A 12,243-nucleotide genomic window follows, 5' to 3' on the forward strand; every position below is an offset into this window, starting at 1 on the left:
TCTTCAAAGGAACCTCGACCATCCGAAACCGGATGGACGGGGTATCAACTAATCTGGCGTTGATTTTTGGCACGCTGTTGAGTTCTCAAGGAACGTCCGCTTCCTTTGTACTCACCCTCTCGGGCTTTCCTCCGGGCGCTTCCCTTCGTGTTTCCAACCCTACCAGATTCATTTTCCGTCCCGTTCCCGGTTCGGATTCTGTTTCCAGTGGCCGTTGGAGGGCCTTTGCCTTTCGGCTGATCCGACTTTATCAGAACTTCTCGGTCGGAATTTCCATCCTCCGCGACGCTCTCCGTGCACACGAGTGTGTCCGGGGTTTCGCTCAGGCGGAGCCGTAAACGTACTGGAGCGGAGCAGCCGATGCAAATCGAGGGCCGCTCCGCTCCAGGATCACCCGACGGCGTGTCAGACCTCCACGACCACAGGCAGGATCATCGGGCGCCGACGGTAGGTGTCGGAGACCCACTTGCCGATGGTGCGACGAATGAGCTGCTGCAGCTGGTGGGGCTCGGCGACACCGTCCGCCGCGGACTTGCTGAGGGCTTCCTCGACCTTCGGGATCACCGCGTCGAACGCGTTGTCCTCGATTCCGGAGCCTCGCGCATGGATGTTCGGTCCACCGACGATCTTGCCCGTGGTCGAGTCGACCACGACGAAGACGGAGATGATGCCCTCGTCTCCGAGGATGCGCCGGTCCTTGAGCGAGCTCTCGGTGACATCTCCGACCGACAGGCCGTCGACGTACACGTAACCGGCCTGGACCTTGCCGGAGATCCTGGCCTTGCCGTCGACGAGGTCGACGACGACGCCGTCCTCGGCGATCACGATGCGGTCCTTGGGGACGCCCGTCATGGCTCCGAGCTCCGCGTTGGCGCGCAGGTGGCGCCATTCGCCGTGGACCGGCATCAGGTTCTTCGGGCGGCAGATGTTGTAGAAGTACAGCAGCTCGCCTGCCGAGGCGTGGCCCGAGACATGGACGCGTGCGTTGCCCTTGTGGACGACGTTCGCACCCCAGCGGGTCAAGCCGTTGATGACGCGGTAGACCGCGTTCTCGTTACCGGGGATGAGCGACGAGGCCAGGATCACCGTGTCACCCGGGACGATGCGGATCTGGTGGTCGCGGTTGGCCATCCGGGAGAGCGCGGCCATCGGCTCACCCTGGGAACCCGTGCAGACGAGCACGACCTCGTGGTCCGGCAGGTCGTCCAGCGTCTTGACGTCCACGACGAGGCCCGCTGGGACCTTCAGGTAGCCGAGGTCGCGGGCGATGCCCATGTTGCGCACCATCGAACGGCCGACGAACGCGACCCTGCGGCCGTATTCGTGCGCGGCGTCGAGGATCTGCTGGATGCGGTGCACATGGCTGGCGAAGCTGGCCACGATGATGCGTTTGTCGGCGCCGGCGAAGACGCCACGCAGCACATTGGAGATATCGCGTTCGGCCGGGACGAATCCGGGGACCTCGGCGTTCGTGGAGTCGGACAGCAGCAGGTCGATGCCCTCTTCGCTCAGCCGGGCGAAGGCGTGCAGGTCCGTGAGGCGGCCGTCCAGCGGGAGCTGGTCCATCTTGAAGTCGCCGGTGTGCACGACCATGCCGGCGGGGGTGCGGATGGCGACGGCCAGGGCGTCCGGGATGGAGTGGTTGACCGCGATGAACTCGCAGTCGAAGGGTCCGATGCGCTCCCGGTCGCCTTCGGTCACCTCGAGGGTGTACGGGCGGATCCGGTGTTCCTGGAGCTTGGCCTCGATGAGGGCGAGGGTGAGCTTGGAGCCGATCAGCGGAATGTCCGGCTTCAGCCTGAGCAGGAACGGGACGCCGCCGATGTGGTCCTCGTGGCCGTGCGTGAGCACGATGCCCTCGACGTCGTCGAGCCGGTCCTTGATCGCGTTGAAGTCCGGGAGGATCAGGTCGACACCGGGCTGCTCCTCTTCCGGGAAGAGGACGCCGCAGTCGACGATCAGGAGTCGGCCGTCGTACTCGAAGACCGTCATGTTTCGGCCGATCTCACCGAGACCGCCGAGCGGGGTGACGCGGAGACCGCCCTGAGGGAGCTTCGGCGGAGCGCCGAGTTCGGGATGCGGATGACTCAAAAGACTCTCCTCACCACGCGCGCCACGTACCGCATGGGCACGTGGCGCGCGTGACATTCATGCGCTTGCTGTTGTCATTGATGTGATGCTTGTTCAGTTGGTTCATATTCAGTTGTGAAGTCTGTGGTTACAGCTGTACCCCGCCGGCGGCGAGATCGAGCCTGAGCTGTGCGGTCTCGGCCTCGGTGAGCTCTACCAGCGGCAGACGCAGCGGTCCCGCGGGCAAACCCTGGAGAGCGAGCGCCGCCTTGGTCGTGATGACGCCCTGGGTCCGGAACATTCCGGTGAAGACCGGGAGCAGCTTCTGGTGGATCTCGGTGGCCTTCTGTACGTCTCCGGCGGTGTACGCGTCGACGAGAGCGCGCAGCTCGGGGGTGACGACATGGCCGACCACGGACACGAAGCCGATCGCGCCGACCGACAGCAGCGGAAGGTTGAGCATGTCGTCGCCGGAATACCAGGCGAGACCGCTCTGGGCGATGGCCCAGCTCGCGCGGCCGAGGTCGCCCTTGGCGTCCTTGTTCGCGACGATACGCGGGTGCTGGGCGAGGCGCACGATCGTTTCGGTGTCGATCGGCACCCCGCTGCGGCCGGGGATGTCGTACAGCATCACGGGGAGCCCGGCACTGTCGGCGATGGCCGAGAAGTGCCGGTACAGGCCCTCCTGGGGAGGCTTGTTGTAATACGGCGTGACAGCGAGCAGGCCGTGCGCTCCGGCGCGCTCGGCGGCGCGGGCGAGTTCGATGCTGTGGCGGGTGTCGTTGGTGCCGATTCCGGCGACCACGTGGGCCCGGTCTCCGACCGCTTCCAGGACAGCCCGGACGAGCTGGTCTTTCTCCGCATCGCTGGTGGTCGGGGACTCGCCGGTGGTGCCGTTGACGATCAGACCGTCATTGCCTGCGTCCACCAGGTGGGCGGCGAGCCGCTGCGCGCCGTCGATGTCGAGTGCGCCATCCGCCGTGAACGGCGTGACCATGGCGGTGAGGACCCGTCCGAAGGGGGTCTGCGGAGTGGAGATCGGAGCCATGGGTAACACGCTACTCGCTGCTCAGCGGGTAGGTCCCCCTCGGGGGACGTGACGTATGCCGTGACCTGTGGAGCCCGGCACTGCCTGCTCGGGGGTTCAGGCAGTGCCGGGTCCGTTTGATCAGCCTAGATGAACTTCTCGAAACGCCGCAATACGGACACCGAGTCAGGCTGAACCGTACATCTGTCCCTTATGGGGCGATGCGTCCATTCGCGTTGAACGCGGCATAGGTGAGGGGCATGAGCTTGGCCCAGTGCTCCTCCATCTTCTCTCCCACCATCTCGATCTCCCGCTGCGGGAAGGACGGCACCTTGGCGAGCTCGTGCTGGGTGCGCAGACCGAGGAAGTGCATCAGCGAGCGGGCATTGCACGTCGCGTACATCGAGGAGTAGAGGCCCACGGGCAGCACCGCGCGGGCCACCTCACGGGCGACCCCGGCCGCGAGCATCTCCTGGTACGCCTCGTACGCCTGGCGGTAGGAGTCCTCCATCACGCGGCCCGTGAGGTCCTGCTGCGCCTGGGTGCCCTCGACGAAGACGTACTTCCCCGGGCGGCCCTCCTGGACCAGCTTGCGGGCCTCGCCCGGGACGTAGAAGACGGGCTGGAGCTCCCGGTAGCGCCCGGACTCCTCGTTGTACGACCAGCCGACGCGGTGGCGCATGAACTCGCGGAAGACGAAGATCGGGGCGCTGATGAAGAAGGTCATCGAGTTGTGCTCGAAGGGGCTGCCGTGGCGGTCCCGCATCAGATAGTTGATCAGCCCCTTTGAGCGCTCCGGATCCTTGGAGAGCTCGTCCAGGGACTGCTCGCCCGCGGTGGAGACCCGGGCCGCCCACAGCACGTCGGAGTCGCCGGCGGTGTGCTTCACCAGCTCGACGGAGACATCGCTGCGGAAGCTGGGCTTGATGTCGGCGGGGGTCTCGGTCACCGGCGGGTGTCCTTCCAGTTGCTTTCAACGCGGGCGGCGTCCCACTCTACGGCTCGGCACTCACCGCGATCGTCCGACCGTCGCGGCAGGTCCGACCACGCTCCTTCAGGGGGCGCCGGCCCCTTTCGGACCCCCTGGGGTGGCCCGTGGCTGAACGCCTCTGTAGCCTCACCCGTCACAGCCTGTTGTGCGTGATGAGTGAGGATCAGCCGTGCCCCTGCCCTTCCTGACGGCCGACCGAGCCTTTGACACCTCTGACACCTCGACGACCGACGGTGACGTCGCACTGGCGTTCGATGACCATGACGAGTGGCGGCGGCCCTACCGCCCGGGCCCCTGGCGCGTGGCAGCCGCGGCGCTGCTCCTCCTGCTCGCGTCGTTCGTGCTCATGGCGTCGTTGATCGTCGCCTTCGCCGGTGCCCTGCCCGGCGCGGGGCTGTGCTTCGGTCTCGCACTGCTGGTGATCGCCGCGGCGCTGCGGCTGCTGCGCATGGGCACCTGGGTGAGCAGGCACGGTGTGCGCCGTACCGGATTCTTCTCGACATCCACCGTCGAATGGCGGCAGGTCACGGCACTGCGGACCGTGCAGCAGCCGGTGCGCTGGCTGGGCCTGCCACGCACAGTCCAGGGGCAGGCTCTGACACTGGTCCGGGGAGGCGGTGAGCCGCTGCCGCTGCTCACCGACCACAACGCGGACTTCCTCTCGCGGGTCGAGGCGTTCGACAGGGCGGCGGACGTCGTCGAGGCCTGGGGCGCCCGGTACGGTCCCGCGGCGCAGCCCGTGGCCGCCCCCGGCCAGTAGGCGCGAGGGCATTCCGGCCGGATCAGGGTAGGGCTCTGCTGGGGAATCCCGGGCCGGGGTGCCTTCAGACGCTGACGGGCTTGCCCTCATGCAGGGCGATCGCGCGCTGCATCGCCTTTCGGGCGCGCGGAGTGTCCCGGGCGTCGTGATACGCGACGGCCAGCCGGAACCAGCATCGCCAGTCCTCCGGTGAATCCTCCGTCTCGGCCCGGCGCTTGGCGAAGACCGCGTCCGCCGAGTCCCGGTCGATACGACCGCCCGCGGTACGCACCAGCTCGTCGACCGGCAGCCCGCCCTCCCCGTCCAGCTCGGCCGCGAGCGCGTTGGCCTTCTGGACGAAGCGGGTGTTCTTCCAGAGGAACCAGAGCCCGATCACCGGCAGGATCAGCACCGCCACACCAAAGGTGACTGTCAGCACCGTGCCGTGCCGGAGCAGCAGCACGCCCCGGCTGCCGACCAGGACGAAGTAGACGACCAGGACGGCAGCCGTGATGGCGTAGGTGATCTTCGCGCGCATGGGTGAGGTCTCAGTCCAGGTCGAGGAAGTTCTCAAGGCCGAAGGTGAGCCCGGGTGTGCTCACCACACGGCGCACACCGAGCAGGATGCCCGGCATGAAGCTGCTGTGGTGCAGGGAGTCGTGCCGGATGGTGAGGGTCTCGCCCTCCCCGCCGAGCAGCACCTCCTGATGAGCGAGCAGTCCCCGCAGCCGTACGGCGTGCACCGGCACCCCGTCGACGTCCGCACCGCGCGCGCCGTCCAGCGCGGTGACGGTCGCGTCGGGCTGCGCTCCGCGGCCCGCGTCGGCGCGGGCCGCGGCGATCAGCTGGGCCGTGCGTGTGGCAGTACCGGAAGGGGCGTCCGCTTTGTTCGGGTGGTGCAGCTCGACCACCTCGACCGACTCGAAGTAGCGCGCGGCCTGGGCGGCGAACCTCATGGTGAGCACGGCGCCGATGGAGAAGTTGGGCGCGATGAGCACACCCGTCTCCGGGGAGGCGTCCAGCGAGGTGCGCAGATGCGCGAGGCGCTCATCGGTCCAGCCGGTGGTGCCGACGACGGCGTGGATGCCATGGCGCACGCAGAAGTCGAGGTTGCCCATCACCGATGCGGGGGTGGTCAGTTCGACCGCGACCTGTGCGCCGTTCTCGACGAGGGTCTCCAGCTTGTCGTCCCGGCCGAGCGCGGCGACGAGTTCCATGTCGCCGGCGGCTTCGACCGCCCGAACCGCCTCGGATCCGATACGCCCCTGGGCTCCGAGGACGGCCACGCGCAGCTTGCTCATTGCTTGTGCTCTCTCTACGAGTCGGACTCTGTGGGCCCTGCGGGCGTCATGCGACGGATTCGTGCAGGCGATCCGCCTGCTTGTCCTTCAGCGGACCGATCACCGCCAGTGAGGGACGCTGCCCGAGGAGATCGCGGGCGACCGCCCGGACGTCGTCGGGTGTGACCGCGGCTATGTTCGCCAGCATGTCGTCGACCGACATCTGGGCGCCCCAGCACAGCTCGCTCTTGCCGATGCGGTTCATCAGCGCACCGGTGTCCTCGAGCCCCAGCACCGTGGAGCCTGAGAGCTGGCCGATGGCCCGGTTGATCTCGTCGTCGGACAGTCCTTCGGCGGCGACCCGGTCGAGCTCGTCACGGCAGATCTTCAGCACGTCGTGGACCTGGCTGGGCCGGCAGCCCGCGTACACGCCGAAGAGTCCGCAGTCGGCGAAGCCCGAGGTGTACGAGTACACGCTGTAGGCGAGGCCCCGCTTCTCCCGTACCTCCTGGAAGAGGCGCGAGGACATGCCGCCGCCGAGTGCCGTGTTCAGAACGCCGAGGGCCCATCTGCGGTCGTCGGTGCGGGCGAGGCCCGGCATACCGAGGACGACGTGAGCCTGCTCGGTCTTGCGCCCGAGCACGTCTATCCGGCCCGCGGTCCTGAGTGTGCGGTGACCGTCGCGCGGGGCGATCGGCTGGGCTTCCGTCCTGGCCAGCGCTCCGGCGCGGTCGAAGGCCTTGCGGACCTGGCGGACGACCGTGCCGTGGTCGACGTTGCCGGCGGCGGCGACGACCAGATGCGTGGGGTCGTAGTGCTTCTTGTAGAAACGGGCGATCTGCGACCGGTTGAGTGCGTTGATCGTGTCGACGGTGCCCAGGACCGGCCGTCCCAGCGGGCTGTCGCCGAACATGGTGCGCGCGAAGAGGTCGTGGACGACGTCACCCGGGTCGTCCTCGGTCATCGCGATCTCCTCGAGGATGACACCGCGCTCGGCGACGACGTCCTCTTCGAGGATCAGGGAACCCGTGAGCATGTCGCAGACGACGTCGATCGCCAGCGGCAGGTCGGTGTCGAGCACCCGTGCGTAGTAGCAGGTGTACTCCTTCGCCGTGAAGGCGTTCATCTCACCGCCGACCGCGTCGATCGCGGCGGAGATGTCGAGGGCGGACCGGCGCGCGGTGCCCTTGAAGAGGAGGTGCTCCAGGTAGTGCGTGGCGCCGCCCAGCGACGGGGTCTCGTCGCGGGAACCGACGTGCGCCCAGATTCCGAAGGTGGCGGAGCGCACGGACGGGAGGGTCTCGGTGACGATGCGCAGCCCGCCGGGCAGCACGGTGCGGCGGACGGTGCCGATGCCGTGCTCGCCCTTGAGGAGCGTTTGGGTACGGGCGACGGCCCGCGCCTCCGAAGAGGTGCGGGCCGTCGTCCTGGAACTAGGTGACGTCACTTGGCGGCGTCGTCCTTCTCGCCCTCGGCGGAGTCGCTGTCGGACTCGGCCTCGCCCTCGACCACGGGGATCAGGGAGAGCTTGCCGCGCTGGTCGATCTCGGCGATCTCGACCTGGATCTTCTGGCCGACCCCGACCACGTCCTCGACGTTCTCCACGCGCTTGCCACCGGCGAGCTTGCGGATCTGCGAGATGTGCAGCAGGCCGTCCTTGCCCGGGAGCAGGGAGACGAACGCACCGAAGGTGGTGGTCTTGACGACGGTGCCCAGGTAGCGCTCGCCGACCTCCGGCATGGTCGGGTTGGCGATGCCGTTGATCGTGGCACGGGCGGCCTCGGCGGCCGGGCCGTCGGCGGCACCGATGTAGATGGTGCCGTCGTCCTCGATCGTGATCTCGGCGCCGGTGTCCTCCTGGATCTGGTTGATCATCTTGCCCTTGGGGCCGATGACCTCGCCGATCTTGTCCACGGGGATCTTGACGGTGATGATCCGCGGGGCGTTCGGGGACATCTCGTCCGGGGTGTCGATCGCTTCCATCATCACGTCGAGGATGTGGAGGCGGGCGTCGCGGGCCTGCTTGAGGGCCGCGGCCAGGACGGAGGCCGGGATGCCGTCCAGCTTGGTGTCGAGCTGGAGGGCGGTGACGAACTCCTTCGTACCGGCGACCTTGAAGTCCATGTCACCGAAGGCGTCCTCCGCACCGAGGATGTCGGTGAGGGTGACGTAGTGGGTCTGGCCGTCGATCTCCTGGGAGATCAGTCCCATGGCGATACCGGCGACGGGGGCCCGCAGGGGCACACCGGCGTTCAGCAGGGACATGGTGGAGGCGCAGACGGAGCCCATGGACGTCGAGCCGTTGGAGCCGAGGGCCTCGGACACCTGGCGGATCGCGTACGGGAAGTCCTCGCGCGTCGGCAGCACCGGCACGATGGCGCGCTCCGCCAGGGCGCCGTGGCCGATCTCGCGGCGCTTCGGCGAACCGACGCGGCCGGTCTCACCGACGGAGTACGGCGGGAAGTTGTAGTTGTGCATGTAGCGCTTGCGGGTCACCGGGGAAAGGGTGTCCAGCTGCTGCTCCATGCGGAGCATGTTGAGTGTGGTGACGCCCAGGATCTGGGTCTCGCCACGCTCGAACAGGGCCGAGCCGTGCACGCGCGGGATGGCCTCGACCTCGGCGGCGAGCGTACGGATGTCCGTGACGCCACGGCCGTCGATGCGCTTCTTCTCCTTGATCACACGCTCGCGGACCAGGCTCTTGGTGAGCGAGCGGTACGCGGCGGAGATCTCCTTCTCGCGACCTTCGAACTGCGGGAGCAGCTTCTCGGCGGCCAGACCCTTGACGCGGTCCAGCTCGGCCTCGCGCTCCTGCTTGCCGGGGATGGTCAGCGCCTGGCTGAGCTCACCCTTGACGGCGGCCGTGAGGGCCTCAAGGACGTCGTCCTGGTACTCGAGGAAGACGGGGAACTCACCGGTCGGCTTGGCAGCCTTCGCGGCGAGGTCCGACTGGGCCTTGCAGAGGACCTTGATGAAGGGCTTCGCGGCCTCGAGACCGGCGGCGACGACCTCCTCGGTCGGCGCCTCGGCACCGCCCTTGACCAGCTCGATGGTCTTCGTGGTGGCCTCGGCCTCGACCATCATGATCGCGACGTCGCCGTCCTCCAGGACGCGGCCCGCGACCACCATGTCGAAGACGGCGTCCTCGAGCTCGGTGTGGGTCGGGAACGCCACCCACTGGCCGTTGATCAGCGCGACACGAGTGCCGCCGATCGGGCCGGAGAAGGGCAGGCCGGCCAGCTGCGTGGAGCAGGAGGCGGCGTTGATCGCGACCACGTCGTACAGGTGGTCGGGGTTGAGCGCCATGATCGTCTCGACGATCTGGATCTCGTTGCGCAGGCCCTTCTTGAAGGAGGGGCGCAGCGGCCGGTCGATCAGGCGGCAGGTCAGGACCGCGTCCTCGGACGGGCGGCCTTCCCGGCGGAAGAACGAACCGGGGATCTTGCCCGCGGCGTACATCCGCTCCTCGACGTCGACCGTCAGGGGGAAGAAGTCGAGCTGGTCCTTGGGGTTCTTGGACGCGGTGGTGGCCGACAGCACCATGGTGTCGTCGTCCAGGTACGCCACGGCGGAACCGGCGGCCTGCTTGGCCAGGCGGCCCGTCTCGAAGCGGATGGTACGGGTGCCGAAGGAACCGTTGTCGATCACGGCTTCGGCGTAGTGGGTCTCGTTCTCCACTAGCGATATCTCCTCGTCTGCGTCCCCCTGCCCGTGCGGCACGGGGACGGTGGTCGGAGAAGCGCGCCTTGTGTGCGGGCCGGTCTTCGATCGAAGCACCCGGGCAATGGTTCCGGGGGCCACTACCGAGGACCGGCGGCGGAGGGGCGCTCCTCCTCGTTCGGTATTGCGTTGTCTGTTGTGCGTTGTCCGTGCGGCTGTGTGCCGCTTTTCGGTACTGCGCTGTCACCAGGTTACTGAGGTGAACCGCAGGACCGCATGTACAGCAAAAGGAGCGGCCCCCTGAATGTGGGAACCGCTCCCTTCACGGCGTCTTACTTCGCGCCGGCCGCACCGCGGCGGATGCCGAGGCGGTCGACCAGCGCACGGAAGCGCTGGATGTCCTTCTTGGCCAGGTACTGCAGCAGGCGGCGGCGCTGGCCGACCAGGATCAGCAGACCACGGCGGGAGTGGTGGTCGTGCTTGTGGGTCTTGAGGTGCTCGGTCAGGTCCGAGATACGGCGGGACAGCATCGCGACCTGGACCTCGGGGGAGCCGGTGTCGCCCTCCTTGGTGCCGAACTCGGCCATGATCTGCTTCTTGGTAGCGGCGTCGAGAGACACTCGGTACTCCTCTTTCGGTGTTCGCGCGCCTGCGAGTGCCCCTGGTCTTGGTCTCAGGGGAGCTTCCGTGACTCGGAGGCGAAGGCACGATGGGCGCTGCTCCCAGCTGCGTGAAACCGTGGCTGAGGGCGCGTACACAAACGGCCGTCACACAGGGTACCAGCTCGGGGCACCCGGTCAGCGGAAAGGCCTCCCGCCGGTCCGTCAGTGCGGGTCTGCGTCTTTCTGCGTCCGTCTGCGTCCGTCAGGAGGTCAGCGCCCGGATCGAGTGAAAGACGTCGAACACCGCGAGGCACAGGGGCACCAGCGTCAGCAGGACGAACGTCTCCGCGATCTCCAGGAAGCGTCCCCAGAACGGGGTGACGCCCTTGCTCGGGACGATCAGCCCGATGGCGGTGATCAGCGCGGCGACGGCGGCGACGGCGGCGGACAGCCAGATCGTACGGATGTCGAGTCCGGCGCCGTCCCCCTTCAGGGCGGCGTGGATCAGTTCGCCGGGGGGATTCAGGCACAGCCCGATGCCGAGCAGCGCCAGAGCGCCGAGGCCCGCCGCGAGGGCGCAGCCGACCTGGGCGGTGTAGCGGAAGAGGTGGGCGCGCATCAGCATGGCGACACCGGTGGCAAGAGCCAGCAGCTGGCCCCACAGGTTGTCGGAGAACCCGAGCACCGCGGCCGACCCGACGGCCAGCAGCGCGCAGCCGCCGACCAGGCCCACGAGCAGCTCATGGCCTCTGCGCGCCTGGGCGGCGATCCGCTGGGCGTCGACCGGGCCCTGCGGGGCGGGCTCCGCCCCGTAGCCTCCGGCCGCACTGCGCGGCGGCTCGAATCCGACGGGAAGCCGGGCGAAGCGTGTGGAGAGACCCGGCAGGAAGGCCAGGGCTCCGACGGCGAGCGGCGAGCACACCGCGGCGCTCTCGGACGGCTCCATCCCGGTCAGGATCGCCGCGAAAGTGACGAGCACACCGATGGCGGCGGCGAAGGCGAACGCGACGAACGGGCCGTCACCGCCGGGGGCGACCATCATGAGGATCACCGCGACGACCAGCACGGCGGCGCAGGCCAGCAGGAACTGCAGGCGTCCGATGCCCTGGCCCGTGGCCACCGGCAGGAGTCCCGCACCGGCCACCGCGGCGTTCGCCATCGCGCCGAGACCCAGGGCCACGGCCGAGCCGCGGTCGTCGTACACCCGCGCCCGTACGCAGGCGAGCGCGAGCAGCAGGACGCCGGCGATGGCCGCCAGGATGCCCGGCAGGCCGTGCATGTCGTGGCGCGGGTCCGCCGTCCACAGGACGAACCCGAGCAGCACCAGCAGCACCGAGCCGCCGAAGAGCCCGGCTCCGCGCATCAGGCCGTCGGTCCACAGCGTGCGGTCGCTGGCGACCGCCGAGGCGACGGCCTCCGAGACATCGTCGAACACCGCCGGGGGCAGCGACTCGGCGAACGGCCGCAGCGACAGCAGTTCGCCGTCGAGGATGCGCTGGGCCATGAGGGAACGCGCGCCGTCGAGCACACTGCCGTCGCGTCGGACGAGGTGGTAGCCGACCGGGGCCCCCGCCGCGGGGCTCTGCCCGGACAGCCGGAGGATCTCCGGGTAGAGGTCGGCGATGGGGATGTCCTCGGGCAGCGCGACATCGACGCGGCCGTCCGGTGCGACGACCGTGACCCGGCAGAAGCCGGTCCCGCCACCGGTTGAACCGGAGGGACCCGAAGGACCCGAAGGACCCGAGGGACCTGATGAAGGAGCGGGACCCTGGTGACCGCTTCCGGTAGCCGCCGCTGGGGCCGTCATACTCACCTGCTGCTTCCCCCTCGTGAATCGCATGGACCTCGGTCGGTTATGCGTTCCGAATGACTCG

General features: G+C 68.4%; 10 protein-coding genes. 1 reads left to right on the forward strand and 9 read right to left on the reverse strand.

The window, feature by feature from the left end; genetic code table 11:
- Positions 1–405: 405 nt before the first annotated feature.
- The 3 genes from ABZ532_RS26565 to thyX form a co-directional block, all read right to left on the reverse strand.
- Positions 406–2,091: a ribonuclease J gene (locus tag ABZ532_RS26565; RefSeq protein ID WP_361288752.1), complete on the reverse strand. Its 1,686-nt coding sequence runs from the start codon at positions 2,089–2,091 to the stop codon at positions 406–408.
- A 127-nt stretch (positions 2,092–2,218) separates the two neighbouring features.
- Positions 2,219–3,118, reverse strand: coding sequence for a 4-hydroxy-tetrahydrodipicolinate synthase (gene dapA, locus ABZ532_RS26570; RefSeq protein ID WP_361288755.1), 900 nt, complete (start codon positions 3,116–3,118; stop codon positions 2,219–2,221).
- Positions 3,119–3,308: 190 nt separating this feature from the next.
- Positions 3,309–4,046: an FAD-dependent thymidylate synthase gene (gene thyX, locus ABZ532_RS26575; RefSeq protein WP_361288758.1), complete on the reverse strand. Its 738-nt coding sequence runs from the start codon at positions 4,044–4,046 to the stop codon at positions 3,309–3,311.
- Positions 4,047–4,257: 211 nt separating this feature from the next.
- Between thyX and ABZ532_RS26580 the strand changes: the two genes are divergently transcribed.
- Entirely contained in the window at positions 4,258–4,848 is a 591-nt protein-coding gene (locus ABZ532_RS26580; RefSeq protein WP_361288761.1) for a hypothetical protein, read from the forward strand.
- A gap of 64 nt (positions 4,849–4,912) precedes the next feature.
- Here the strand turns inward: ABZ532_RS26580 and ABZ532_RS26585 are convergent, their stop codons facing one another.
- From ABZ532_RS26585 to eccD, 6 genes are all read right to left on the reverse strand, one after another.
- Positions 4,913–5,365, reverse strand: coding sequence for a tetratricopeptide repeat protein (locus ABZ532_RS26585; protein ID WP_361288764.1), 453 nt, complete (start codon positions 5,363–5,365; stop codon positions 4,913–4,915).
- A gap of 10 nt (positions 5,366–5,375) precedes the next feature.
- On the reverse strand, positions 5,376–6,128 hold the full coding sequence (dapB, locus tag ABZ532_RS26590; protein ID WP_361288767.1) for a 4-hydroxy-tetrahydrodipicolinate reductase: 753 nt from the start codon (positions 6,126–6,128) through the stop codon (positions 5,376–5,378).
- A 46-nt stretch (positions 6,129–6,174) separates the two neighbouring features.
- Positions 6,175–7,554 carry a pitrilysin family protein gene (locus tag ABZ532_RS26595; protein ID WP_361288770.1) on the reverse strand — a complete coding sequence of 460 codons (1,380 nt, stop codon included), beginning with the start codon at positions 7,552–7,554 and terminating at the stop codon, positions 6,175–6,177.
- Positions 7,551–9,785 carry a polyribonucleotide nucleotidyltransferase gene (locus ABZ532_RS26600; protein ID WP_361288773.1) on the reverse strand — a complete coding sequence of 745 codons (2,235 nt, stop codon included), beginning with the start codon at positions 9,783–9,785 and terminating at the stop codon, positions 7,551–7,553. The genes ABZ532_RS26595 and ABZ532_RS26600 overlap by 4 nt, the downstream gene beginning before the upstream one ends.
- A 314-nt stretch (positions 9,786–10,099) precedes the next feature.
- Positions 10,100–10,387: a 30S ribosomal protein S15 gene (rpsO, locus tag ABZ532_RS26605; RefSeq protein WP_168437547.1), complete on the reverse strand. Its 288-nt coding sequence runs from the start codon at positions 10,385–10,387 to the stop codon at positions 10,100–10,102.
- Positions 10,388–10,631: 244 nt separating this feature from the next.
- Entirely contained in the window at positions 10,632–12,176 is a 1,545-nt protein-coding gene (gene eccD / locus ABZ532_RS26610) for a type VII secretion integral membrane protein EccD (protein ID WP_361288776.1), read from the reverse strand.
- Positions 12,177–12,243: the final 67 nt, after the last annotated feature.

Origin of the sequence: Streptomyces sp. NPDC019396 (assembly GCF_040632375.1) — a bacterium.
Taxonomy (GTDB): domain Bacteria; phylum Actinomycetota; class Actinomycetes; order Streptomycetales; family Streptomycetaceae; genus Streptomyces.

What these genes read in the sequence shown, in the direction of transcription:
- dapB (WP_361288767.1), bottom strand. Translation starts at nt 6,128, where the DNA reads ATGAGCAAGCTGCGCGTGGCCGTCCTCGGAGCCCAGGGGCGTATCGGA.
- ABZ532_RS26585 (WP_361288764.1), bottom strand. Translation starts at nt 5,365, where the DNA reads ATGCGCGCGAAGATCACCTACGCCATCACGGCTGCCGTCCTGGTCGTC.
- dapA (WP_361288755.1), bottom strand. Translation starts at nt 3,118, where the DNA reads ATGGCTCCGATCTCCACTCCGCAGACCCCCTTCGGACGGGTCCTCACC.
- eccD (WP_361288776.1), bottom strand. Translation starts at nt 12,176, where the DNA reads ATGACGGCCCCAGCGGCGGCTACCGGAAGCGGTCACCAGGGTCCCGCT.